27 protein-coding genes and 1 tRNA gene are annotated in these 21,312 nt (G+C 67.3%); 14 read left to right on the top strand and 14 right to left on the bottom strand.

The features are described 5' to 3' along the window. Nucleotides 1-8: 8 nt before the first annotated feature. From rpsP to trpB, 10 genes are all read left to right on the top strand, one after another. Nucleotides 9-365 carry a 30S ribosomal protein S16 gene (rpsP, locus tag PIJ50_RS01465; protein WP_271972064.1) on the top strand — a complete coding sequence of 119 codons (357 nt, stop codon included), beginning with the start codon at nucleotides 9-11 and terminating at the stop codon, nucleotides 363-365. A 46-nt stretch (nucleotides 366-411) separates the two neighbouring features. Beyond that, a complete protein-coding gene (rimM, locus tag PIJ50_RS01460; RefSeq protein ID WP_271972062.1) occupies nucleotides 412-903 on the top strand; it encodes a ribosome maturation factor RimM in 492 nt (163 codons plus the stop codon). Beyond that, a complete protein-coding gene (trmB, locus tag PIJ50_RS01455; protein ID WP_271972060.1) occupies nucleotides 900-1,586 on the top strand; it encodes a tRNA (guanine(46)-N(7))-methyltransferase TrmB in 687 nt (228 codons plus the stop codon). Before rimM ends, trmB begins: the two co-directional genes overlap by 4 nt. Nucleotides 1,587-1,628: 42 nt before the next feature. After that, nucleotides 1,629-2,966, top strand: coding sequence for a 3-phosphoshikimate 1-carboxyvinyltransferase (gene aroA / locus PIJ50_RS01450; protein ID WP_271972058.1), 1,338 nt, complete (start codon nucleotides 1,629-1,631; stop codon nucleotides 2,964-2,966). Then, nucleotides 2,963-3,559, top strand: a complete 597-nt coding sequence (locus tag PIJ50_RS01445; protein ID WP_271972056.1) for a (d)CMP kinase — start codon at nucleotides 2,963-2,965, stop codon at nucleotides 3,557-3,559. The genes aroA and PIJ50_RS01445 overlap by 4 nt, the downstream gene beginning before the upstream one ends. 94 nt (nucleotides 3,560-3,653) lie before the next feature. Continuing rightward, the gene (rpsA, locus tag PIJ50_RS01440; protein WP_271972054.1) at nucleotides 3,654-5,333 is read left to right on the top strand and encodes a 30S ribosomal protein S1; all 1,680 of its coding nucleotides are present in this window, start codon (nucleotides 3,654-3,656) and stop codon (nucleotides 5,331-5,333) included. A 127-nt stretch (nucleotides 5,334-5,460) separates the two neighbouring features. Further along, nucleotides 5,461-5,742: an integration host factor subunit beta gene (gene ihfB, locus PIJ50_RS01435; protein ID WP_271972052.1), complete on the top strand. Its 282-nt coding sequence runs from the start codon at nucleotides 5,461-5,463 to the stop codon at nucleotides 5,740-5,742. Nucleotides 5,743-5,746: 4 nt separating this feature from the next. After that, entirely contained in the window at nucleotides 5,747-6,094 is a 348-nt protein-coding gene (locus PIJ50_RS01430; protein WP_271972050.1) for a lipopolysaccharide assembly protein LapA domain-containing protein, read from the top strand. Beyond that, nucleotides 6,094-6,756 (top strand): phosphoribosylanthranilate isomerase, encoded by a 663-nt coding sequence (locus PIJ50_RS01425; RefSeq protein WP_271972048.1) that lies wholly within the window; start codon nucleotides 6,094-6,096, stop codon nucleotides 6,754-6,756. The genes PIJ50_RS01430 and PIJ50_RS01425 overlap by 1 nt, the downstream gene beginning before the upstream one ends. A gap of 51 nt (nucleotides 6,757-6,807) precedes the next feature. Beyond that, nucleotides 6,808-8,040 carry a tryptophan synthase subunit beta gene (trpB, locus tag PIJ50_RS01420; RefSeq protein WP_271972047.1) on the top strand — a complete coding sequence of 411 codons (1,233 nt, stop codon included), beginning with the start codon at nucleotides 6,808-6,810 and terminating at the stop codon, nucleotides 8,038-8,040. On the opposite strand, the gene PIJ50_RS01415 is transcribed toward trpB, so the two are convergent. The 5 genes from PIJ50_RS01415 to PIJ50_RS01395 form a co-directional block, all read right to left on the bottom strand. Next, nucleotides 8,041-8,412, bottom strand: a complete 372-nt coding sequence (locus PIJ50_RS01415; RefSeq protein WP_271972045.1) for a DUF2237 family protein — start codon at nucleotides 8,410-8,412, stop codon at nucleotides 8,041-8,043. It abuts the gene before it with no gap. Then, a complete protein-coding gene (pth, locus tag PIJ50_RS01410; protein ID WP_271972043.1) occupies nucleotides 8,409-9,083 on the bottom strand; it encodes an aminoacyl-tRNA hydrolase in 675 nt (224 codons plus the stop codon). The genes PIJ50_RS01415 and pth overlap by 4 nt, the downstream gene beginning before the upstream one ends. Nucleotides 9,084-9,201: 118 nt before the next feature. Continuing rightward, nucleotides 9,202-9,816 (bottom strand): 50S ribosomal protein L25/general stress protein Ctc, encoded by a 615-nt coding sequence (locus tag PIJ50_RS01405; RefSeq protein ID WP_271972042.1) that lies wholly within the window; start codon nucleotides 9,814-9,816, stop codon nucleotides 9,202-9,204. Nucleotides 9,817-9,913: 97 nt separating this feature from the next. Next, on the bottom strand, nucleotides 9,914-10,381 hold the full coding sequence (locus PIJ50_RS01400) for a PaaI family thioesterase (RefSeq protein ID WP_271972040.1): 468 nt from the start codon (nucleotides 10,379-10,381) through the stop codon (nucleotides 9,914-9,916). Next, complete coding sequence (locus tag PIJ50_RS01395) at nucleotides 10,378-10,800, bottom strand: PaaI family thioesterase (protein ID WP_271972039.1); 423 nt, start codon at nucleotides 10,798-10,800, stop codon at nucleotides 10,378-10,380. Before PIJ50_RS01395 ends, PIJ50_RS01400 begins: the two co-directional genes overlap by 4 nt. A gap of 87 nt (nucleotides 10,801-10,887) precedes the next feature. Here PIJ50_RS01395 and PIJ50_RS01390 point away from each other — a divergent pair, with 87 nt between their 5' ends. Next, nucleotides 10,888-11,259 (top strand): MerR family DNA-binding protein, encoded by a 372-nt coding sequence (locus PIJ50_RS01390; RefSeq protein WP_271972037.1) that lies wholly within the window; start codon nucleotides 10,888-10,890, stop codon nucleotides 11,257-11,259. On the opposite strand, the gene PIJ50_RS01385 is transcribed toward PIJ50_RS01390, so the two are convergent. The 5 genes from PIJ50_RS01385 to PIJ50_RS01365 form a co-directional block, all read right to left on the bottom strand. Continuing rightward, on the bottom strand, nucleotides 11,256-12,005 hold the full coding sequence (locus PIJ50_RS01385) for a YoaK family protein (RefSeq protein ID WP_271972035.1): 750 nt from the start codon (nucleotides 12,003-12,005) through the stop codon (nucleotides 11,256-11,258). The two genes, PIJ50_RS01390 and PIJ50_RS01385, sit on opposite strands and share 4 nt — an antisense overlap. A gap of 188 nt (nucleotides 12,006-12,193) precedes the next feature. Then, nucleotides 12,194-12,523 carry a tRNA-binding protein gene (locus tag PIJ50_RS01380; protein WP_271972034.1) on the bottom strand — a complete coding sequence of 110 codons (330 nt, stop codon included), beginning with the start codon at nucleotides 12,521-12,523 and terminating at the stop codon, nucleotides 12,194-12,196. Beyond that, the gene (gene proC / locus PIJ50_RS01375) at nucleotides 12,520-13,323 is read right to left on the bottom strand and encodes a pyrroline-5-carboxylate reductase (RefSeq protein ID WP_271972033.1); all 804 of its coding nucleotides are present in this window, start codon (nucleotides 13,321-13,323) and stop codon (nucleotides 12,520-12,522) included. Before proC ends, PIJ50_RS01380 begins: the two co-directional genes overlap by 4 nt. 12 nt (nucleotides 13,324-13,335) lie before the next feature. Continuing rightward, a complete protein-coding gene (locus tag PIJ50_RS01370; RefSeq protein WP_271972031.1) occupies nucleotides 13,336-13,833 on the bottom strand; it encodes a type III secretion system chaperone family protein in 498 nt (165 codons plus the stop codon). 128 nt (nucleotides 13,834-13,961) lie between these two features. Continuing rightward, nucleotides 13,962-14,123, bottom strand: coding sequence for a hypothetical protein (locus PIJ50_RS01365; RefSeq protein ID WP_271972029.1), 162 nt, complete (start codon nucleotides 14,121-14,123; stop codon nucleotides 13,962-13,964). Nucleotides 14,124-14,200: 77 nt separating this feature from the next. Between PIJ50_RS01365 and PIJ50_RS01360 the strand changes: the two genes are divergently transcribed. From PIJ50_RS01360 to PIJ50_RS01350, 3 genes are all read left to right on the top strand, one after another. Continuing rightward, nucleotides 14,201-14,701: a sigma-70 family RNA polymerase sigma factor gene (locus tag PIJ50_RS01360; RefSeq protein ID WP_271972027.1), complete on the top strand. Its 501-nt coding sequence runs from the start codon at nucleotides 14,201-14,203 to the stop codon at nucleotides 14,699-14,701. A gap of 368 nt (nucleotides 14,702-15,069) precedes the next feature. After that, nucleotides 15,070-15,159, top strand: a tRNA-Ser gene (locus tag PIJ50_RS01355). A 334-nt stretch (nucleotides 15,160-15,493) separates the two neighbouring features. Beyond that, nucleotides 15,494-16,399 (top strand): DMT family transporter, encoded by a 906-nt coding sequence (locus PIJ50_RS01350; RefSeq protein WP_271972025.1) that lies wholly within the window; start codon nucleotides 15,494-15,496, stop codon nucleotides 16,397-16,399. 8 nt (nucleotides 16,400-16,407) lie between these two features. Here PIJ50_RS01350 and PIJ50_RS01345 read toward each other — a convergent pair whose 3' ends face one another. From PIJ50_RS01345 to PIJ50_RS01330, 4 genes are read right to left on the bottom strand one after another with little or no spacing between them, the layout of a single operon-like run. Next, the gene (locus PIJ50_RS01345; protein WP_271972024.1) at nucleotides 16,408-17,436 is read right to left on the bottom strand and encodes a trans-3-hydroxy-L-proline dehydratase; all 1,029 of its coding nucleotides are present in this window, start codon (nucleotides 17,434-17,436) and stop codon (nucleotides 16,408-16,410) included. Continuing rightward, entirely contained in the window at nucleotides 17,424-19,091 is a 1,668-nt protein-coding gene (lhpI, locus tag PIJ50_RS01340) for a cis-3-hydroxy-L-proline dehydratase (protein ID WP_271972023.1), read from the bottom strand. The genes PIJ50_RS01345 and lhpI overlap by 13 nt, the downstream gene beginning before the upstream one ends. Beyond that, complete coding sequence (locus PIJ50_RS01335) at nucleotides 19,088-20,089, bottom strand: 4-hydroxyproline epimerase (protein WP_271972022.1); 1,002 nt, start codon at nucleotides 20,087-20,089, stop codon at nucleotides 19,088-19,090. The genes lhpI and PIJ50_RS01335 overlap by 4 nt, the downstream gene beginning before the upstream one ends. A gap of 1 nt (nucleotide 20,090) precedes the next feature. Continuing rightward, a complete protein-coding gene (locus PIJ50_RS01330) occupies nucleotides 20,091-21,311 on the bottom strand; it encodes an NAD(P)/FAD-dependent oxidoreductase (protein WP_271972020.1) in 1,221 nt (406 codons plus the stop codon). Nucleotide 21,312 lies beyond the last annotated feature (1 nt).

The following is a 21,312-nucleotide window of genomic DNA, read 5'->3' as shown; positions in this document are numbered from 1 at the left end:
GAAACCCAATGGCCATGAAAATCCGTCTCGCCCGTGGTGGTTCGAAAAAACGCCCTCACTATTCCATCGTCGCCACCGACACGCGCATGCCGCGCGACGGCCGCTTCCTGGAGAAGCTGGGCACCTACAACCCGCTGCTGGCCAAGGACGACGAAAGCCGCATCGTCATGAACGTGGAGCGTGTGCAGTACTGGCTGGGCCAGGGCGCGCAGCCGACCGACCGCGTGGCCCGCTTCCTGGAAGCCGCCGGCCTGAAAGCCAAGACCGAGCGCAACAACCCCAAATCCGCCGTTCCGGGCAAGAAGGCCGCCGATCTGGCCGCCAAGAAAGCCGCCCGCAACGCCGCACCGGCCGAAGCCGAGTGATGGGACCGGGGGGCCGCGTGCCCCCCGTCTTTTTCCGGAGAGGGTGATGGACAAGATCTGCGTGGGCGCCATTGCCGGGTCGTTCGGTGTCCGGGGGGAAGTGCGGCTGAAAAGCTTCTGCGCGGAACCGGCGGCCATCGCCGATTACGGCCCCCTGACGACCGAGGACGGGCGCAGCTTCGGCGTGACCCTGACCCGCCCGGTGGCGGGCGGCCTTGGCGCGCGCCTGACCGGCGTGACCACGAAGGAAGCCGCGGACGCCCTGAAGGGCACGCAGCTGTTCGTGGGGCGCGACCGTCTGCCCGCCCTGGGCGATGATGAATTCTATCACAGCGACCTGATCGGGCTGGAGGTGCGCGACACCGGCGGCCAGCTTCTGGGGCGTGTCAGCGGCGTGCACAACCACGGCGCCGACGACATCCTGGAAGTGCAGGGCAAGGGCGAAAGCCTGCTGTTCCCCTTTACCCGCATCGTGGTGCCCACGGTGGACCTGACCGTCGGCCGCATCGTGGTCGACCCGCCCGAGGTGTCGGAATGAACGATCTTCACCCCGAACGCCGCAACTTCTATGGCCGCATCCACGGCAAGACCCTTCGGCAGAGCCAGAAGGGCTATCTGGCCGAGGATCTGGACAGCCTGCGCCCGCGCGGCATCACGTGGGACGAGAATCCCGAACGAACGCCCCTCGACCCGTCCGCCCTGTTCGGAGGCAAGGAGGTCTGGCTGGAGGTCGGTTTCGGCGGGGGCGAACACATGGTCGCCATGGCGGCCGCCAATCGCGACATCGGCATCATCGGCTGCGAACCCTATGTCAACGGCGTTGCCATGCTGCTGGGCAAGATCCGCGCGGCAGAGGTGACGAACGTCGCCGTCCATCCCGGCGATGCGCGGGACCTGATGGACGTGCTGCCCGAGGCGTCTATCGCGAAGGCCTTCCTGAACTATCCCGATCCCTGGCCCAAGGCGCGGCACCACCGCCGCCGCTTCGTGACGCCGGATCACCTGATCCCGCTGCACCGCGTGATGAAGCCGGGGGCAGAGTTCCGCGTCGCCTCAGACATCCCCGACTACATCCGCCAGACGCTGGAAGAGGGGCCGAAGGCCGGCTTCACGCTGGTGCAGGAAGGTCCCGACGCGTGGGACGACTGGCATTCCACCCGGTATGAACAGAAGGCGCTGCGCGAAGGCCGCGCGCCCCATTACGTGACCTTCCGTCGTTAGGCCAATCGTGCTACGGGCGTTTCCAGCAAGAGGAGACGCCCCATGTCCGGCCACGGCACGCCCAAACCCATGACCGCCCAACGCTCCGGGCCCCTGACGGGCACGGCCGAGGTTCCGGGCGACAAGTCCATCAGCCACCGGTCGCTGATCCTGGGCGCGATGGCCGTGGGGGAAACAAAGGTCACCGGGCTTCTGGAAGGGCAGGACGTGCTGGACACGGCCGCCGCCATGCGCGCCTTCGGGGCCGAGGTGATCCGCCACGGGCAGGGCAGCTGGTCGGTCTTCGGCGTGGGCGTCGGCGGCTTTCGTGAGCCGGAGCAGGTTCTGGACTGCGGCAATTCTGGCACCGGGGTGCGGCTCATCATGGGGGCCATGGCCACGTCGGACATGACGGTGACGTTCACGGGCGACGCGTCGCTGCGCAAGCGCCCGATGGCGCGGGTGACGGATCCCCTGGCGTTGTTCGGCACGCAGGCTTACGGGCGCAAGGGCGGGCGGCTGCCGATGACGCTGGTGGGTGCGGCCCGTCCGGTGCCCGTGCGCTACGAGGTGCCCGTCCCTTCGGCGCAGGTGAAATCGGCCGTGCTGCTGGCCGGCCTGAACGCGCCCGGAGAAACGGTCGTGATCGAGCGCGAAGCGACGCGCGACCATTCCGAACGGATGCTGGCGGGCTTCGGCGCGCAGGTGCATGTGGAAAAGACGGCGCAGGGCAACGTCATCACCCTGACCGGCCAGCCCGAGCTGCGCCCGCAAGAGGTGGCGGTGCCGCGCGATCCGTCCTCGGCCGCGTTCCCGGTCTGCGCGGCGCTGATCGTCGAAGGCTCCGACATCTTCGTGCCGGGCGTCAGCCAGAACCTGACGCGCAACGGCCTTTATCCCACGCTGGTGGAGATGGGCGCCGACATCACCTTCGAAAACGTGCGCGAGGAGGGCGGAGAGCCGGTGGCCGACCTGCGCGTTAAGTTCTCCTCCCTCAAGGGCATTGAGGTGCCGCCGGAGCGTGCGCCGTCGATGATCGACGAATACCCGATCCTGTCGGTGGTCGCGGCTTTTGCCGAAGGGAAGACCGTGATGCGCGGCGTGAAGGAGCTGCGGGTGAAGGAATCCGACCGGATCGACGCGATGGCCCGCGGCCTCGAGGCTTGCGGCGTGCGCATCGAGGAGGACGAGGACACGCTGATCGTGCACGGACGGGGCGGCGACGTTCCGGGCGGCGCGACGGTGGCCGTGCATCTGGACCACCGCATCGCGATGAGCTTCCTCGTGCTGGGGATGGCCGCGCAGGCGCCGGTGACGGTGGACGACGGCGAGGCGATCTCCACCTCCTTCCCGATCTTCGGGGCGCTGATGACGGGTCTGGGCGCGGACATCCGGGCATGATCTTCACGGTGGCCATCGACGGGCCGGCGGCGGCGGGCAAGGGCACGATCTCGCGCGCCGTGGCGGAACGATTCGGGTTCCGGCATCTGGACACCGGCCTTCTGTATCGTGCCGTGGGCGCCAAGGGCGGCGATCCGGTGGCGGCGGCGCAGGCGCTGCGGCCCGAGGATCTGCTGCGCGACGACCTGCGCAGCCTTGGCGCAGGGGAGGCGGCGAGCCGCGTGGCCGTGATCCCCGAGGTGCGGGAGGCGCTGATCGCGTTCCAGAAGCGTTTTGCCCGGGCCGAGGGCGGGGCGGTGCTGGACGGGCGCGACATTGGCACCGTTATCTGCCCCGAGGCGGAGGTGAAGTTGTTCGTGACCGCCAGCGCCCCGGTGCGCGCGCACCGCCGCTGGAAGGAAGTGGGCGGGGACGAGGCCGAGGTTCTGGCCCAGGTGATCGAGCGTGACCGGCGCGACGTCGAACGCGCCACGGCCCCAATGGTGGCCGCGCCCGATGCGCTCTTGCTTGACACGACGGAAATGAGTATATCCGCCGCAGTCGAGACGGCCGCGAGAGCCATCCGCGAGGTGATCGAACAGGGTCGGGCGTAAGCCTCGGCCCTTTCGTGTTTCCCGCAGTTGTTTCGAAAAGACCGGCGGAGCCAACCGCAAGGCCAGAAAACCGTATAAAGGAAACTGAAACCGCATGTGCGCTAAATCTACCATGGAAGAATTCGAAGCCCTTCTGAAGGAAAGCTTCGAGATCGACACCCCGGACGAAGGTTCGGTTGTCAAAGGCCGCGTGATCGCCATCGAGGCGGGCCAGGCCATCATCGACGTCGGCTACAAGATGGAAGGCCGCGTTGATCTGAAAGAATTCGCAAACCCCGGCGAAACGCCCGACATCAATGTCGGCGACGAAGTCGAGGTGTATCTGGACCGCGTCGAGAACGCGCGTGGCGAGGCTGTCATCAGCCGTGAGAAAGCCCGTCGCGAAGAAGCGTGGGACCGTCTGGAAAAAGCCTACGCTTCCGAAGCCCGCGTCGACGGCGCGATCTTCGGCCGCGTCAAGGGCGGCTTCACCGTGGATCTGGGCGGCGCCGTGGCGTTCCTTCCGGGTTCGCAGGTTGACGTGCGCCCCGTGCGCGATGCCGGCCCGCTGATGGGTCTGAAGCAGCCGTTCCAGATCCTGAAGATGGACCGTCGCCGCGGCAACATCGTTGTCTCGCGTCGCGCCATCCTGGAAGAATCGCGCGCCGAACAGCGTGCGGAAGTCATCTCGGCGCTGCACGAAGGCCAGACGGTCGACGGCGTGGTCAAGAACATCACCGAATACGGTGCGTTCGTGGACCTGGGCGGCGTGGACGGCCTGCTGCACGTGACGGACATGGCCTGGCGCCGCGTCAACCACCCGTCCGAGATCCTGTCGATCGGCGAGACCGTGAAGGTCCAGGTCATCAAGATCAACAAGGACACCCACCGCATCAGCCTGGGCATGAAGCAGCTCCAGTCCGATCCGTGGGACTCGGTGGAAATCCAGTATCCGCTGGGTTCGGTCCACAAGGGCCGCGTTACGAACATCACCGACTACGGCGCGTTCGTGGAACTGGAAGCCGGCGTCGAGGGTCTGGTTCACGTCTCGGAAATGTCCTGGACGAAGAAGAACGTGCACCCCGGCAAGATCGTCTCCACCTCGCAAGAGGTTGACGTCATGGTTCTGGAGATCGACTCCGCGAAACGTCGCGTGTCGCTCGGCCTGAAGCAGACGCAGCGCAACCCGTGGGAAGTGTTCGCTGAAACGCACCCGGTCGGCACGAACATCGAAGGCGAAGTCAAGAACATCACCGAATTCGGTCTGTTCGTCGGCCTCGACAACGACATCGACGGCATGGTTCACCTGTCGGACCTGTCGTGGGACCAGCGCGGCGAAGACGCGATCCAGAACTACCGCAAGGGCGACACGGTCCAGGCCGCCGTCACCGAAGTGGACGTCGAGAAGGAGCGCATCTCGCTCTCCATCAAGGCTCTGGGCGAGGACACCTTCACGGACGCGGTGGACGGCGTGAAGCGTGGTTCGATCGTGACCTGCACCGTGACGGCGATCGAAGAGGGCGGCATCGAGGTTGAGTACAACCAGATGAAGGCCTTCATCCGTCGTTCGGATCTGGCCCGCGATCGTGGCGACCAGCGCCCCGAGCGCTTCCAGGTCGGCGACAAGGTCGATGCCCGCGTGACGAACGTGGACAGCAAGACCCGCCGTCTGGGCCTGTCGATCAAGGCACGCGAGATCGCGGAAGAAAAAGAAGCCGTGGAACAGTACGGCTCCTCGGACTCCGGCGCTTCGCTGGGCGACATCCTGGGCGCCGCGCTCAAAGATCGTCGCTGATCGATCGACCGCTTCCGGAAAGGCCCCGCCGCTTGGCGGGGCCTTTTTGCATTCGCCGGTTGGTCTTGGGAACAACCTGTCCTATAATCAGTCGGATAGAGGGTCCATCATCGCATGTGGGGGGACGATGATCCGATCGGAACTTATTCAGAAGATCGCGGACGAAAACCCGCATCTGACGCAGCGGCATGTGGAACGCATCGTCCACACCGTCTTCGACGAGATCATTCAGGCCCTGTCCCGCGGCGACCGGGTCGAATTGCGGGGCTTCGGCGCGTTTTCCGTGAAGGACCGCGATGCACGGGTGGGCCGCAATCCCCGGACGGGTGAGGCCGTGGATGTCGATGACAAGAGCGTGCCCTTCTTCAAGACGGGCAAGCTGCTGCGCGATCGCTTGAACGGAAGGTAGAACTTTGCGCTGGATTCGAATTGCCCTGCTGGTCATCCTGGCCGTCCTGCTGCTGAGCGTGGCGATCGCCAACCGGGAACTGGTGACGATCAGCCTGCTGCCCGACGGCATCTCGGCCTTCTTCGGCTGGGACTGGTCGTTCCGGATGCCGCTGTTCCTCGTGATCCTTTTGGCAGCGGCGGTGGGCCTGCTGATCGGCTTTGTGTGGGAATTCCTGCGCGAACACCAGATCCGCACGGGGGCGATCCAAAGCCAGCGCGAAGCGTCGAAGCTGCGGGCCGAGGTGGCGACCCTGCGCCAGGAACAGCCCAAGGACGAGGTTCTGGCGATCCTGGACAACAAGACCGTCTGATGGCCGACATCCGCGTGAAGATCTGCGGCCTCCGGACGGAGGCCGACATGGCCGTCGTGGCGGCGTCTGGGGCTCAGTATGCGGGCCTTGTCTTCTTTCCCAAATCCCCCCGGCACCTGACGCTGGAGGAAGGCCGGGCCGTGGCCCTGGCCGCCCCCCCGGGCGTGGCGAAGGTTGCACTGGTCGTGGACGCGGACGATCAGGCGCTGGACGCCATCGTGGAAGCCGTGCCGCTGGACATGCTTCAGCTTCATGGCCACGAATCGCCCGAACGGGTGGCCGAGGTTCGGGCCCGCTACGGCCTTCCCGTGATGAAGGCGATGGGCGTCGCGGATGAAGGCGATCTGGCCGGCCTGATTGAGATGAGCCTTGCCGCCGACCAGCTTCTGATCGACGCGAAGCCCCCGAAGGACGCGGCGCTGCCCGGCGGCAACGGGCTGGCCTTCGACTGGCGGCTGGTGGCGCGCCGCCGCTGGCTGAAGCCGTGGATGCTGGCCGGCGGACTGACGCCCGAGAACGTGGCCGAGGCGATCCGGCTGACGAACGTGCGGCAGGTCGACGTCTCCTCGGGCGTGGAGGCGGCGCGCGGGGTGAAGGATCACGGCAAGATCGCGGACTTCGTGCGCGCGGCCACGGGCCCGGCGGTTCCGCGCCTGCGTTGAACTGCGCCCCGAACGGGTATAGACCACGCACGTCACACGAGGAGAGACGTCATGGCCGACGACGGTATCAACAGCTTCATGAACGGTCCGGACGAACAGGGACGTTTCGGCATCTTTGGCGGGCGCTTCGTGTCCGAAACGCTGATGCCGCTGATCCTGGATCTGCAGGCGCGCTACGAACACGCCAAGACCGATCCGGACTTCTGGGCCGAGATGACGGACCTGTGGACGCATTACGTGGGCCGCCCTTCGCCGCTGTATCATGCCGAGCGTTTGACGGAACATCTGGGCGGGGCAAAGATCTACCTGAAGCGGGACGAGCTGAACCACACCGGCGCCCACAAGATCAACAACGTGCTGGGCCAGATCATCCTGGCGCGCCGCATGGGCAAGACGCGGATCATCGCGGAAACGGGTGCCGGCCAGCACGGCGTGGCGACGGCGACGGTCTGCGCGAAGTTCGGGCTGAAATGCGTGGTCTACATGGGCGCGCATGATGTGGAACGGCAGGCGCCCAACGTCTTCCGCATGCGCCTTCTGGGGGCCGAGGTGGTGCCAGTCACTTCGGGCCGCGGCACGCTGAAGGACGCCATGAACGACGCGCTGCGTGACTGGGTGACCAATGTGCGCGACACCTTCTATTGCATCGGCACGGCTGCCGGCCCGCATCCCTATCCGGCGATGGTGCGCGATTTCCAGTCCATCATCGGCAAGGAAGTCCGCACCCAGCTGGCCGAGCAGGAGGGCGAGGGCCGTCTGCCCGACACCCTGATCGCGGCCATCGGCGGCGGGTCGAACGCCATCGGCCTGTTCCACCCGTTCCTTGACGACCCTTCCGTGCGGATCATCGGCGTGGAAGCGGGCGGCAAGGGCGTGGACGCCAACATGCAGCATTGCGCCAGTCTGACGGGCGGGCGCCCCGGCGTGCTGCACGGCAACCGCACCTATCTGCTGCAGGACAGCGACGGGCAGATCCTGGAGGGCTTCTCCATCTCCGCTGGGCTCGACTATCCCGGGATCGGGCCAGAGCATGCCTGGCTGCACGACACGGGTCGCGCGCAATACGTCTATGTCACGGATGTGGAGGCGCTGGAGGCGTTCCAGCTGTGCTGCGCGCTGGAAGGCATCATCCCCGCGCTGGAGCCGAGCCATGCGCTGGCGCACGTGATGAAGATCGCGCCGACGCTGCCCAAGGACCACATCATCGTCATGAACATGTGCGGCCGGGGCGACAAGGACATCTTCACCGTTGCCAAGCACCTCGGCTTCGACATGAAGATCTGATCAGGCGTCCTGCGCGTATTGGCGCAGGACGTCCAGCGGGACGATGTCCAGCGTCCGCTGGTGGGTGGAGGCGAGGCGCACCTGCGGCGCGGCCCCTTCCTCATGCGCCTGAAGGAAGCGCCCGGCGCACAGGCACCAGCGGTCGCCGGCCTTCAGCCCGGCAAAACCGAAGTCCGGCCGCGGCGTGGACAGGTCGTTGCCGAGATATTTCGACATGGCCAGAAACTCGTCCGTCAGGATGGCGCAGACGGTGTGGACGCCCCGATCCTCCGGCCCCGTGTCGCAGCAGCCGTTGCGGTAGAACCCGGTCAGCGGTGAAACCGAGCAGGGCTGAAGCTCCTCTCCCAGAACGTTGAGCGACGGTTCGATCATCGGAACTTCTCCATCAGCTTCTGCATGGGGCTGCGCGTGTCTTCGGGCACGGCGGCCGGGTTGGGGACGGGCGCAGGCCGCGCCGCACCCGTGGACGGGCGAGGCGGGGCCACGCGCTGCGCCACGGCGTTCAGGAAGCGGGGGGCATCCCCGTCGCCCAGCGCCGGGGCGCCGTCGGACAGGCCGCGCATCACGTCGTCCAGCCACTCCGCCTCGGCCTTGGCGAAATCGGCAAGAACATAGCCCGCCACGCGGTCCTTGTGCCCCGGATGGCCGATGCCTAGCCGGATGCGGTCATACGCCTCGCCAATATGGGCGTGGATGGACCGCAGCCCGTTGTGGCCGGCATGGCCGCCCGCCGTCTTAACGCGCACCTTGCCGGGAGCCAGGTCCAGTTCGTCATGAAAGACCACCACATCCGCTGGCGTCAGCTTCCAGAAGCGCATCGCCTCGCCTACCGACTGGCCGGAGTTGTTCATGAACGTTTCGGGCTTCAGCAGCGCGACCTTGCCCGCGCCCAGCCGCCCTTCGGACACCAGCCCCTGAAATCCCTTCCGCCAGGGCGCGAAGCCGTGATCCGCGGCGATCCGGTCCAGGGCCATGAAGCCGATGTTGTGACGGTTGCCGGCATATTTCGCACCGGGATTTCCAAGGCCGACCCACAGCTTCATCGCATCCTCCGTTTCCCCGGTTCTAGCAGCCGCGCCCGTTCTTGCAAACCTTGCGCCCAAACCCATGCAAAAAGGGCGCGGAGAACCGCGCCCTTTCCATCGTCGATCCGCGAAAGGATCACTCGGCCGCGTCGTCGCTGGCCGCGTTGTCTTCCGACACCAACCCCGACGGCGCCGACACGTTCGCGATCACGAAGTTGCGGTCGATCGTGGGCTTCGCGCCGTTCGGCAGCGTCACGTCGTTGATGTGGATCACGTCGCCGATCTGCTTGCCGGTCAGGTCCACGGTGATGTGGTCCGGGATGTCCGACGCCAGAACCTCCAGCTCCACCTCGTTGCGAACCACGACCAGGGTGCCGCCGCGCTTGATGCCGGGCGACGCTTCGTGATTCACGAAGTCGACGTGGATGAACAGGTTGATGCGGCTGTTGCGGTGCAGGCGCATGAAGTCGACGTGCGTCGGCAGGTCCTTCACCACGTCACGCTGGACCGAACGGCAGATGACGCGGACGTCGTCCTGGCCTTCGACCTTCAGGTTCCACAGCGTGGACAGGAAGCGGCCCTGCTTCAGGCGCTTCAAAAGGTAGTTGAAGTTCATGTTGATGGACACGGGCTCTTTGCCGTCGCCATACACGATGCCCGGAACGAGTCCGTCACGACGAGCTTGACGGGCGGCCCCCTTGCCTGTCCCCGCGCGCACCGTGGCCTGAAGATCAGGGATCTCTTTCGCCATTGGTTTATCTCCAATACTGGTTGATCGCCCCATCCTCCAAGGGTGCATGGGGTCGAAGGATGCGCCTATAGGGTGAATTGGGAAAAAAGGAAAGGGGTCACGCGCCCGGGGGCATCAGGAAATGCCCCGTGGCCTGGGCGAACAGGCGGTCGCGGTTGTCCTGCCACGCCTCCACGTGGACGCTGGCGTAGCGGCGGCCGAAGCGGACCACGCGGGCGCGGGCATAGGCGTCGCGGGGCAGGCCGGGGCGCAGGTAGTCCATCGTCATGTTGATGGTGCGCGGCAAGGCGGGGCGCGGGGCCCCCGCCTCCATCTGCGTCCAGGTGGAGGTCCAGGCCAGCTCGATCAGGGACGTCATCTCCAGAAACGCCGCGGTGACGCCACCGTGGATCGCGGGGGGCACGGGCACGCCGATCAGGCTGTCGCGGAAGGGCAGGATGGCCGTCAACTCGTCCCCCCGGCGGTCGAAGCGCATGCCGAGGAAATCGAGATAGGGCACGCTGGCCAAGAGGTCGGCCAGCGCCCCGTCACGGCGGGCCTTCACGGTGTGGACGGGTTCGATCATGTCCCCTCGCGCAGGATGGTGAAGGTCCCGGTCGCCACGGCCACGGGGCGGTCTGCGTCGTCGTCATGGGTCACGGCGCGCACGAAGGCCACGTGCTGGGTGACGTGATAGCATTCGGCCTGCGCAAGGATCGTCTGGCCCGGCGTCGCCGCCCGCAGATAGTCGATGCGCAGATCGATCGTGGAGGTGAGGCCCTCTGCCTCCGGATGCGCCATGACGGCGGCTCCGGAAGCCGAGTCCAGCAGAACCGACACCGCCCCGCCGGCGATGACGCCGGTGGCCGGATCGCCAATCAGGCGCCGGTCATAGGGCAGGGCCAGCGTGGCGCGGCCGGAGCCGACGTCCCGGACGGTGATACCCAGAGCGGCGCAGTGGGGAATGACGGCGATGAAGTGACGGGCGCGGTCCAGCAGTTCCATGGCACGATCCTGCCGCCAATCAGGATGTGACGCAAGGCGGATTGCTGGCCTGCCCCCGGGCGCTATCTGATCGGGCAGGAGGGCGGGATGACCGACGATCTGCTGAGTTTCAAGGACATGTGCGCCCGGTTCGACGTGACCCCGCGCACCTTGCGTTATTACGAGTACATCGAGCTTCTGCAGCCGCACAAGGAAGGGCGCGCCCGGTTCTACGGCCCGCGCGAGGTGCGGCGGATGGAGGTCATCCTGCGCGGCAAGCGGTTCGGCTTTTCGCTGGAGGAGATCCGGCAATGGCTGATCCTGTCGCAAAGCCAGGGCGCCGAGGCCGAACGCCGCTCCATCGTCGACATTGCGGACCGCAAGCTGGGCGAGCTGGTCCGCCAGCGCGAGGCGCTGGACCGGGCCATCGTCGATCTGCGCGCCATGCGCGACGAGGCGGCCCGGACGCTGCAGGGTTAGGCGAAGCCTTCCTCGCGCGCCTTGTGGCGCGGGCTCCACAGGGCCAGGGCGATCAGGGCAAGGCCCGGGGGGATCGCGAAGTTCCAGCCGATCATCCCGTGACCCACGGCGCCCAGGATGCCGCCGATGATGAAGGCCAGCACCAGCTGCACATACAGCCACAGACGCCCCGTGTCGGCCACCACGCCCGAACGCGGCGCGACCAGCCGGTAAAGCGAACGTCCGATCTCGATCCCCATGTCGGTGATCAGGCCGGTCGCGTGGCTGGTGCGGATGCGTGCGCCGGAAATGCGGGTGATCGTGGCGTTCTGAAGCCCCATGACGAAGCAGACGTTGATGATGGCGATCCGATGCTCCACCCCGTCGGGCAGGGTGGTGATCAGGGCCAGCGCCGCCAGCAGCACGCCCTGCACGCCCAGCGGCAGCGCATAGCAGAGGCGGGAGTTGTTCAGCTGCCCCCAGGCGATCATCGCCGCCGACAGGGCCGCGCCCAGCACGAAGCCCGTCACCGCCGCCAGACTGTCCAGCAGCATGATGAGATTGGAGAAGACGAGCCCGCCTGACATATTCGACAGGTGCCCCGTCATGTGGGAGGTGTATTGCGACAGCAAAAGAAAGCCGCCGGCGTTCAGGCTGCCCGCGATGGCCGCCAGAAGGATGCCAAGGGTTCGGTCCGTTTCAGGTGTGCGCTTCTGTGCGGCGGCCAGTCGGGCCACACGATAGGCACGGCTTTGTCGAGCAATCATGCGATCACCTTTCCCAGTTCAAGTGGCCTCCCCTGTCTTTAAGTTGGGGCAGGACCGGCAACAGGGCAATGACCTGTCGCGGAACGGGAGGGGTGTTGACGCTAACGCGGGGCGGCTTTGAGCGGGGAATCGTCAGAAAGCTGATTTCATTGGCGAAAAGGCGCTTCCCTCTGCGACAGGATGCCACGTCAGAACAGGCGCCCTCCCAAGGGCACATCCCGGTCGGGCGCGATCAGGACGACCTCGCCTTCGGCGTCGGGGACGCCCAGCACCAGCACCTCGGACATGACCGGCCCGATCTGGCGCGGGGGAAAGTTGACGACCGCCAGCACCTGCCGCCCGACCAGTGTTTCGGGCGCGTAGTGGCGGGTGACCTGGGCCGAGGATCGTTTCTCCCCCAGCTCTCCGAAGTCGATCCACAGCTTGATGGCGGGCTTGCGCGCCTCGGGGAAGGGTTCGGCGCGGGTGATGCGACCGGTCCGGATGTCGAGCTTGGCGAAATCGTCGAAGGTGATCATGCGCCCAGTTCCCGCCCACGTTCGGCGGCGGCGCGCACGGTGCGGTGTATCAGGTCGGGCAGGTCCTGCATCAGGACGGCCAGCCCGGCCGCCGTCATGCCGCCCGGCGAGGTAACGTTCACCCGAAGCTGCCGGGCGTCGTCCGGGGACTGGTGGGCCAGTTCGCCCGCACCGGTGATGGTCGCGCGGGCCAGACGCATCGCCAGATCCGGGGACAGGCCTTCGGCCACGCCCGCCTCCGCCAGCGCCTCGATCAGGTGGAAGACATAGGCGGGGCCGCAGCCGGAGATGGCGGACACCGTGTCCATCTGGTCCTCGTGCTCCAGCCGCACGGTGTCGCCCACGGCCGACAGCAGGGCCTCGGCCAGTTGCATGTCCGCTTCCGTCACCTGTGAATTCGCGACCAGTGCGGTGATGCCCCGCCCGACGGCGGACGGGGTGTTGGGCATGGCCCGCACCACCGGCGTGCCGGCGCCCAGCATCGCCTCGTATCGCGCCAGTGTCAGGCCGGCGGCCACGCTGAGGAACAGGGTCGCGCCGCCGCCCAAGGGCGCAAGACGCGGCAGGGCCTCGGCCATCTTCTGCGGCTTCACGGCCAGAAGAGCGATGGCGGCGTCCAGCGGCACGGCCCCGTTGATATGGACGCCGGTGCCCTTCAGCCAGTCCGAAGGGTTCGGTGTCATCACGTGAACCGACGCGGGCGGCAGCCCCCCTTCCAGCCAACCGGCCAGCATGGCCGATCCCATCTTTCCGCATCCCAGCAGAACAAGCCCGCGCTGCGCCACCTGGTCCAATGTCATTCTCGTCTCCCTTCAGGCGCGGCCACAGGCCTCGGCGATTGCGATGTGCAGGGCCTTGTCCGGCGCGGCGTCGCCCCAGGCCACAAGCTGGAACGCCGGATAGAACCGCTCCGACGCGGCGACCGCGCCTTGCATCAGGTGTTCGATCTGCCCGGCCCCCACGGCCAGTCCGCCCGGCAGCGCCAGTCCATAGCGCCAGACCATCAGGCGCTGGTCGGGCCAATAGGTGAAGGCCCCGGTCCAGACGCTGTCATTCGCGCGGTTCAGCAGGTCGAACAGGGCGGGGTGGCGGGCCGGGGGCGGGTTCATTTCGAAGGTGCACAAAAGGCGCAACGTCTCGTCCGCGGGCTGCCAGGTCAGCGTCAGCGTATACAGGCGCCACAGCCCTTCCACGGTCAGGGCGATGCGGTCCTCGCTCAGCCGGTCGAACTCCCACGCCTTGCGGGAGGCGAAGACCTCCACCGCGTCAAGCGGGTGCAGGTCGCCGTCAAAGTTGAAACCGTCCAGCATGTCGCCCCCAAACCATCAGGAGGCCATACTAGGGGCACCGATTCGCGCTGTGAATCCTCAATCGGACTGCGGACCCGAATCTCTTGGGGATAAATCTGGGGGAAGAGTCAATCCGATTCGATGCGGCGTCATTCCGGTTCGGCGGGAACAGTCGCCCGCGCGGTCAGGGCCGCCTGCAGGCGCGCGGCCAGATCCAGGATCGGCGGGGGGACGGGCTCGTTCCGCAGCGCGTCGATCAGTTCGGCTGTCAGCCGTTTCAGATCCTCGTCCAGGTCGCGCACGTCGTTCATTCCCATATCCCTGCATGACGGAACCAACGGCCCCAAGTCACGTTGACCCCGCATCAAAGACAGCAGGGTGACAGGACATGGATCAGCAAGCAGGAGGGAAGGTGGTTCCCGATGTGCTGGAGCTGATTCCCGCCCTGAGGGCCTATGCCCGTTCCCTGTGCCGAAACGCCGCCGATGCCGACGACCTTGTTCAGGATACACTGGTAAAGGCCCTTGGCAACATCGACAAGTTCGAAGAGGGAAGCCGCCTGCGCGCCTGGCTTTTCACCATCATGCGCAACACCTTCTTCACCTCGGTCAAGATTCGCACGCGTGAGGCGCCGGCCGGCGAGGATTGCGTCTCCGCCACCCCAATCAGCCCCGCCACTCAGGAATGGTATGTCCGCGGGAAAGAACTGATGGCCGCCGTGGACCGCCTGCCATCCCATTACCGCGAGATGCTGATCCTGGTGGTGATGCTGGGCGAAAGCTATGAAACCGCGGCGGAAATCTGCGATTGCGCTATCGGCACCGTGAAAAGCCGCGTCAACCGCGCCCGCCAGATGGTGATCGAGGATCTGGGCGTCGACGCCCTGTGATCCCCCGCGTTTGGGGGTCCTGAACGGCGATGTGTCAATTGTCTAAAATTTAGTATATGCTGAACGAGCGGCTGGCGGAAAAGCGTCTGGCCTCGCAATCAGGATTGGAAACACCATGTCGACCTTTGCGGGCGTCGTGGCCGTGCTGCCGGAGCTTCTGTTCGGTCTGCTTGGCATCAGTTCCGCTTGGTGGGTGATGCACCACTGGTGGTGAAGGCCGGACCTTGCCAGAACCACTTCATTCGGGAGGGGTGATGCAGGGTGATACGCTTCAGTTCGTGGGCCTTTCCCGGCCGCCGGCGGGCGTGGACGTGGACCTCCCGAAAAGCCGCTTGTTTTCCTGAATCCCCACCCCTATACGGGTCAGCGGAGACGTGGCCGAGTGGTCGAAGGCACACCCCTGCTAAGGGTGCAGGCCCGGAAGGGTCTCGAGGGTTCGAATCCCTTCGTCTCCGCCACCCACATCCCCGGAATAGAATGCAGGCAACACGGTCCTCAGGGGGCGAGGATCACGGAAGTGATGCAGCTTCGCACGTAAGACCGCCGCACCCTCTGCCTGCGGATAACGCCTGATGCGGGAGGTATTCCTTCCCCCGCCTATGGACCAGCGCCCAGGCGGCAGGGTTGATCCTGATCCGGGGGCTGCGGCCACTGTCCGAAGCACACCGTGGGCATGATTTGGTAGTCCATCTTCCGCTGCTGTTGCAGGGCGTCCGGGTGCAGACACGAATCCGCTGTAAAAACGCCCTCTGACGTGCAACGTCGATGAAAAGATGTTCAAGGCGACTCCGGATGAAGACCGACACCCAGCGCGGCATGACGCTGATGCTTTTCGCGATGGCGCTGTTTGCCGTCGAGGACACGTTCATCAAGCTTCTGTCGGCCAACATGCCCTACACGCAGATCGTGGCGGTGCTGGGTGCCATGGGCTGCGCGACCTTTTTGGGTCTGGCAAGGGCGAAGGGCGTGCGGATCGGGCGCAGCGGGCTCTTTCGCCCGATCGTCTTGTTCCGGAGCGTTTGCGAAGCCTTCGGTTCCATCTGCTTCGTGATCGCGCTGGCGTTGACGGAACTCTCCTCCACCACCGCCATCTTTCAGGCGCTTCCCTTGGCCATCCTGCTGGGCGCGGCGCTGTTTCTGGGGGAGCCTGTGGGCTGGCGGCGCTGGATCACCATCATCATCGGGTTTCTGGGCGTCATGATGGTGATCCGCCCGGGCTATGAAGGGTTCCAGCCCGTCTCGTTGCTTGCTCTGGTGTCCGTGCTGCTGCTGGCCGCGCGCGATCTGGTGACGCGCCGCATGCCGGCGGATGTGCGTTCGGAGATTTTGGCCGCCGGGGCCTTCGGCGCCACGCTGGTCGCGGCGCTTGTGCTGGCGGTCTCTCTGGGGCAGGTCTTCCTGTGGCCCGGCCTGACGCAGTGGATGTTCCTGCTGGGCTGCTGGGCGTCGGGCGTGGTGGCCTATGCCGCCTTGGTCGCCGCCACCCGGCAAAGCGAGGCTTCGGCCCTCGCGCCACTGCGCTACGCGCGGTTGGTCTTCGCGCTGATCTTCGGCGTCCTGATCTTCCACGAGCGGCCGGACCACATGACCCTGATCGGCGCGGCCATCATCGTCGGGTCCGGCTGCTATGCCATGTGGCGCGAGGCGAAACTGCGGCGGCGCCATCAGGAGACGATGGGCCCCGCAAGCTCGCTTTGAAGCCGCCCTCAGCGCGCGCCCCAGGTGTCCGACAGCCGGTAGCCGCCGGGCCAGGGATCGGCCGGATCCAGCATGTGCTGGTGCATCCCCGTGATCCAGGCGCGGCCCGAAATCTCGGACAGGATGGCCGGACGTCCCCCCACCATCGTTTCCCCCAGGATGCGTCCCGTGAAGGTGGATCCGATCAGCGACTCCACGGTCAGCCGATCCCCGATCCCCATCTGGCCCCGGGCGTGCAGCACCGCCATGCGCGCCGACAACGCCGTGCCGGTGGGAGAACGGTCGACCTTGCCGGGCTGGATCGCCACGGCGGCCCTGGCGCGCAGTTCATGCCCTTCGCGCGATACCGGGCCTGCGAACAGGCAGAAGGAAAAGTGACGCCAGTCCGGGTTGTCCGGATGGTGGAAGGCCAGCTGCGCATTGGCCGCATCGGTGATCCGAACGCCCAGCGTCGCGATCCGGTGCGCGTTGTCGGGCGTCAGCGCGAGGCCCATCGCCTCGGCGTCCACGATCACGAAGCTGTCGCCGCCATAGGCCGTGTCCACCGTCAGCCGCCCGATCCCCTCCACCTCCAGCGCCGCGTCCAGGGTGGCGGCGAAGCTGGGCAGGTTCTGCACGAAGATCCGCTCGGCCTTGCCATTCCGGCAGTCGGCCCGCACCCGCACCAGCCCACCGGGGGCTTCCAGCACGATCTCCGTCACGGGTTCGGTCATGGGCAGGATGCCCCCGTCCAGCAGCACTGTCGCCACGCAGATGGAGTTGGAGCCGGACATGGGCGGCGTGTCCTCCGGCTCCATGATGATGAAGGCGGCGTCGGCGCGCGGGTTCTTCGGCGGGACCAGCAGGTTGACGTGGCGGAAGACGCCGCCGCGCGGTTCGTTCAGGACGAAGTTGCGCAAGGTGCCGTCGCGGGCGATCCAGCGGCTCTGCTCCCACAGCGTGTCGCCGGGGGGCGGGGCCACGCCGCCGACGATGACGTCGCCGACCTCCCCCTCGGCATGGGCGGAAATGACGTGGACGGTCTTCACGCTGCGCATGGCGGCTCCTTCAGCCAGGGGGGAAGTCCGGGGGCGCGACCGGTGACGGCGGCACGGGCGCAATCGGCAAGGCTGCCGAAGCGCACGGCGCGGCCCGACAGGCCCGGCGCGTAATGGGCGTACTTGCCCGAATTCGTCAAAAGAACGCGCGTGTCGGGCGGGAACACCGGTTCGGAGATGGAGCACCAGCAAAGATCCGGCACCACCTGCGCGCCGAACGCTTCCAGCACGGCCAGCGTGCCTTCGGCCCGGGCGGCGGCAAGGATGTCATGGCCGCAGGTGACGATCACCTTTACCCTGGCGCGCGTGCCCGTCACCAGCGCCGCGAGCGTCCGGCACTCCCCCAAGGACGCGTGGGGGCTGCCGATGGCGATCAGGTCCACCTCGGCCGGGCCCGCGTTGAACTGGCGCCATGCATCGGCAAGGTCGGCGCGGGTGATGGTGGCGCGGTCGGCGGTGTCGGGCATCGCCGCCTCGGGCGTCAGGCCGTCGATGTGCAGCATCGGCGCGGCGGAGGTGGTGCCGAAGGCCGCGCACATCGCCTTCAGCGCGTCGGTGTCGGCGGCAGGGAGGTCGGTCAGGATCGGGATGCGGTCCGGCGCGCGCAGTCCCGCGACATAGCCGATCAGCGGCCAGAGGGCGTCGTCGTGACCGGGCGGAACCTCCACCCCGATGATCCGCCGGGGGACGCGGTCGGCGTCGCGATAGACGCCTGACAGGGGCGCGCGCCCGGTCAGCGCGATCATCAGGTCGAGGAAATCCGGATGCTTCACCGTGCGCGCGCCGATGACGGAGTTGGCGTAGACCACCGCGTTCGATTCCGCCCAGGCCACCCGGTCGCCCCGCTTCGGCGTGCTGTCCAGAAGATAAGGCGCGCAGGTGAAGCTGGGCCGCGCCCCCATCCGCACATAGGCGTCGGCGAGACGGCTGGCCGGGCCACCGAAGGACGGCGGAACCCCCTGCGCCCGCCAGTTCGCCCGGTCGACCGAGATGGCGTTCATCGTGGTGGGGATGCAGACCTGCGCGCCCATGTCTGCCATCGCCTCGGCGAACAGCAGGTTGGCGGGGCTGGCATAGATGCAGCCGTCGACATGGGCCTGGCTTACGTCCACCAGTTCGGTGGCACCCTGCTGGGCGGCCATGGCGCAGATCACCTCCATCGCCAGCCGTCGGGCGGGCGGGCCGGCCAGCCTCGCGCGGTCGGCGTCCGACAGGGTCAGCGCGGTAGGGAGGTCGGTCAGGGACAGCGACAGGTCATCCGCCACCAGATGCGTCGCGGTGATCGTCGCGCGTTCGGCGCGCGCCAGCGCGTCATAGGCCGACGCGTCCAGCCGCAGCACCGGCAGAGTCCGGTCGAACATCCGCCCCGCGATCAGCGCGCCAAGGGTCAGCACATCCTCGTCCGTGCGGAACACGAGGGCGGCGGGAGCGCGGCCGGTCATCGCCAAATCCAGCAGGACCCCGCTGCCGGTGCAGGATCCGCGGCTGGTGGGCATCATTAGCACCGCCCCGGTCAGGCAAACCCCCGCCAGCGGATGATGCGCGTCGATCACGCGCCCCGTGGCAGGATCGACACCACCCCAGAAGCTGAGCCCTTCCTTGGCCACGATCACGGGGCCTTCGGCGGTGCCCGCGACGATCCGGCGGGCGATCATTTGACGACGAAGCCATGCGCGAAGGGATCGCGATCGTCGATGAAGATGGTGTTGTAGCCGGTCATCCGCGCCCATCCGGCGATGGAGGGGATGATGGCCGGCGTGCCCGCCACGGTGATCGCCGCTTCCACCCGGCCCTTGAACAGGCTGCCGATGATGGATTCGTGGATGAATTCGTCCCCCACCGCCAGCCGGCCCTTCGCCGACAGTTGCGCCATCCGGGCCGAGGTTCCGGTGCCGCAGGGCGACCGGTCGATCGCCTTGTCGCCATAGAACACGGCGTTGCGCGCATGGGCGCCGGGAACGGTGGCCGCCCCGGTCCACAGGATGTGCGACAGCCCGCAGATCGCCGGATTTTCGGGGTGCAGGAACTCATACTTGGCGTTCAGGGCCGCGCGCAGCTTGGGCGACCAGTCGATCAGCTGCCCCGCGGTGTGGTCGGCGATGTCGCGGAAGGCGGCCTGCGGCTCCACGATGGCATAGAAGTTGCCGCCATAGGCCACGTCGACCACGATCTCCCCCAACCCTTCCACCTGCGCGGTCAGGCCTTCGGAATGCAGGAAGCCCGGAACGTTGGTCAGGCGCACCTCCTCCACGAAGCGGCCTTCCTGGACATAGGTGATGTCGACCTTACCGGCCGGGGTGTCGATGGACAGGCGGCCGGGGGTGCGGGGGTGGATAAGGCCGTTCTCGATCGCCATGGTGATGGTGCCGATGGTGCCGTGGCCGCACATCGGCAGGCAGCCCGACGTTTCGATGAACAGCACGGCCACGTCGCAGTCGGGGCGGGTGGGCGGATACAGGATGGAACCCGACATCATGTCGTGGCCGCGCGGTTCGAACATCAGGCCGGTGCGGATCCAATCGAACTCGCGCAGGAAATGGGCGCGGCGTTCCAGCATCGTCGCCCCCTCCAGCCGCGGCCCGCCGCCCGAGACGAGGCGGACCGGGTTGCCGCAGGTGTGCCCGTCGATGCAGGAGAAGGTGTGGGTCGTCATGTCAGAACCTTTGGGGCGAGAAGGGGGCGAGGTCGACCGCGGGCGGCGCACCGGTGACGAGGTCGGCCACGAGGCGGGCCGTGCCGACCGACTGCGTCAGGCCCAGATGGCCGTGCCCGAAGGCGTGGATCACGCGTGGGCTGGTGCGGGCCCGCCCGATGGCGGGCAGGCTGTCGGGCAGGGACGGGCGGAAGCCCATCCACTGGGTGCCGCCCTCGGTCTTCAGGCCGGGCAGGAAGGTGGCGGCCTTGTCCAGCATCGCCGCCGCGCGGGCGTAGTTCGGGGGCAGGGCCAGACCGCCCAGTTCCACCGCGCCACCCACCCGGATCCCGGTGGACAGGGCGCTGACCACGAAACCGTGGCCGCCGAAGGTGACCTGCGTGCGCAGGTCGAAGGCGCCCGGGGGCAGGGTGGTGTTGTAGCCGCGCTCGGTTTCCAGCGGGATGCGGTCGCCCGTCAGCGCCGCCAACCGGTGTGAAAACGCGCCGGCCGCGATCACGGCATGGGCGGCGCGGTGAAAGCCGACCTGCACATGATCCGCGTCCGCCCGCAGCTCGGTCACGTTCGCAAGGGCGATCACGCCGCCCTGCGCGCGGAACCGTTCGGCCAGCGCCAGAACATACAGTTTCGGATCGGCGATGGAATGCCAGCCGGGGGTGAAGGTGCCGTGGGTGAAGCAGGGGGACAGGCCGGGCTGGATCCCGGCCATCTCCTCGGCCGTCATGTGGGTGAAGGCGATGCCGTGGGCCGCGCGGGCGTCCCAGCCGGGCTGCGACGCGGCCAGTTCCCCCGCGGACTCGTAGACCTGAAGGTTGCCGTCGCGACGCAGCATCGGCAGCGTGCCGGTGGCAGCCAGAAACGGCTCCAGCTCCTCCTTCGACAGGTCCATCAGCGCCGTCTGCGCGGCGGTGGAGGCGGCGACCCGCGACGGGTGGCACGCGCGCCAGAAGCGGTACATCCACGGCGCGATCCGGGCGGCATAGGCGGGCGGGACCGACAGCGGCCCCAGCGGGTCCATCAGCCAGCGCGGCGCCTTGCGCAGCAGACCGGGGGAGGCGAGCGGCAGGATGTCGGTGAAGGCGAAGGCCCCGGCATTGCCCGCCGACGCCCCCGCCGCCGGGCCTTCGCGGTCCAGAACCGTCACCGACAGCCCCCGCGCCTGCAGCGCCAGCGCGGACGACAGGCCGACGACCCCCGCGCCGATGACGATCACATCCGCCATG

This window comes from Falsirhodobacter sp. 20TX0035 (assembly GCF_028307215.1).
GTDB lineage: Bacteria > Pseudomonadota > Alphaproteobacteria > Rhodobacterales > Rhodobacteraceae > Falsirhodobacter.
The sequence above is the reverse complement of the archived record's forward strand: the minus strand, read 5'-3'. Positions and strand labels throughout refer to the sequence as shown.

Coding starts and splice junctions, on each gene's coding strand:
- rpsP (WP_271972064.1), top strand. CDS start 9: ATGGCCATGAAAATCCGTCTCGCCCGTGGTGGTTCGAAAAAACGCCCT.
- rimM (WP_271972062.1), top strand. CDS start 412: ATGGACAAGATCTGCGTGGGCGCCATTGCCGGGTCGTTCGGTGTCCGG.
- trmB (WP_271972060.1), top strand. CDS start 900: ATGAACGATCTTCACCCCGAACGCCGCAACTTCTATGGCCGCATCCAC.
- aroA (WP_271972058.1), top strand. CDS start 1,629: ATGTCCGGCCACGGCACGCCCAAACCCATGACCGCCCAACGCTCCGGG.
- PIJ50_RS01445 (WP_271972056.1), top strand. CDS start 2,963: ATGATCTTCACGGTGGCCATCGACGGGCCGGCGGCGGCGGGCAAGGGC.
- rpsA (WP_271972054.1), top strand. CDS start 3,654: ATGTGCGCTAAATCTACCATGGAAGAATTCGAAGCCCTTCTGAAGGAA.
- ihfB (WP_271972052.1), top strand. CDS start 5,461: ATGATCCGATCGGAACTTATTCAGAAGATCGCGGACGAAAACCCGCAT.
- PIJ50_RS01425 (WP_271972048.1), top strand. CDS start 6,094: ATGGCCGACATCCGCGTGAAGATCTGCGGCCTCCGGACGGAGGCCGAC.
- trpB (WP_271972047.1), top strand. CDS start 6,808: ATGGCCGACGACGGTATCAACAGCTTCATGAACGGTCCGGACGAACAG.
- PIJ50_RS01415 (WP_271972045.1), bottom strand. CDS start 8,412: ATGATCGAACCGTCGCTCAACGTTCTGGGAGAGGAGCTTCAGCCCTGC.
- pth (WP_271972043.1), bottom strand. CDS start 9,083: ATGAAGCTGTGGGTCGGCCTTGGAAATCCCGGTGCGAAATATGCCGGC.
- PIJ50_RS01405 (WP_271972042.1), bottom strand. CDS start 9,816: ATGGCGAAAGAGATCCCTGATCTTCAGGCCACGGTGCGCGCGGGGACA.
- PIJ50_RS01400 (WP_271972040.1), bottom strand. CDS start 10,381: ATGATCGAACCCGTCCACACCGTGAAGGCCCGCCGTGACGGGGCGCTG.
- PIJ50_RS01395 (WP_271972039.1), bottom strand. CDS start 10,800: ATGGAACTGCTGGACCGCGCCCGTCACTTCATCGCCGTCATTCCCCAC.
- PIJ50_RS01390 (WP_271972037.1), top strand. CDS start 10,888: ATGACCGACGATCTGCTGAGTTTCAAGGACATGTGCGCCCGGTTCGAC.
- PIJ50_RS01385 (WP_271972035.1), bottom strand. CDS start 12,005: ATGATTGCTCGACAAAGCCGTGCCTATCGTGTGGCCCGACTGGCCGCC.
- PIJ50_RS01380 (WP_271972034.1), bottom strand. CDS start 12,523: ATGATCACCTTCGACGATTTCGCCAAGCTCGACATCCGGACCGGTCGC.
- proC (WP_271972033.1), bottom strand. CDS start 13,323: ATGACATTGGACCAGGTGGCGCAGCGCGGGCTTGTTCTGCTGGGATGC.
- PIJ50_RS01370 (WP_271972031.1), bottom strand. CDS start 13,833: ATGCTGGACGGTTTCAACTTTGACGGCGACCTGCACCCGCTTGACGCG.
- PIJ50_RS01365 (WP_271972029.1), bottom strand. CDS start 14,123: ATGAACGACGTGCGCGACCTGGACGAGGATCTGAAACGGCTGACAGCC.
- PIJ50_RS01360 (WP_271972027.1), top strand. CDS start 14,201: ATGGATCAGCAAGCAGGAGGGAAGGTGGTTCCCGATGTGCTGGAGCTG.
- PIJ50_RS01350 (WP_271972025.1), top strand. CDS start 15,494: ATGAAGACCGACACCCAGCGCGGCATGACGCTGATGCTTTTCGCGATG.
- PIJ50_RS01345 (WP_271972024.1), bottom strand. CDS start 17,436: ATGCGCAGCGTGAAGACCGTCCACGTCATTTCCGCCCATGCCGAGGGG.
- lhpI (WP_271972023.1), bottom strand. CDS start 19,091: ATGATCGCCCGCCGGATCGTCGCGGGCACCGCCGAAGGCCCCGTGATC.
- PIJ50_RS01335 (WP_271972022.1), bottom strand. CDS start 20,089: ATGACGACCCACACCTTCTCCTGCATCGACGGGCACACCTGCGGCAAC.
- PIJ50_RS01330 (WP_271972020.1), bottom strand. CDS start 21,311: ATGGCGGATGTGATCGTCATCGGCGCGGGGGTCGTCGGCCTGTCGTCC.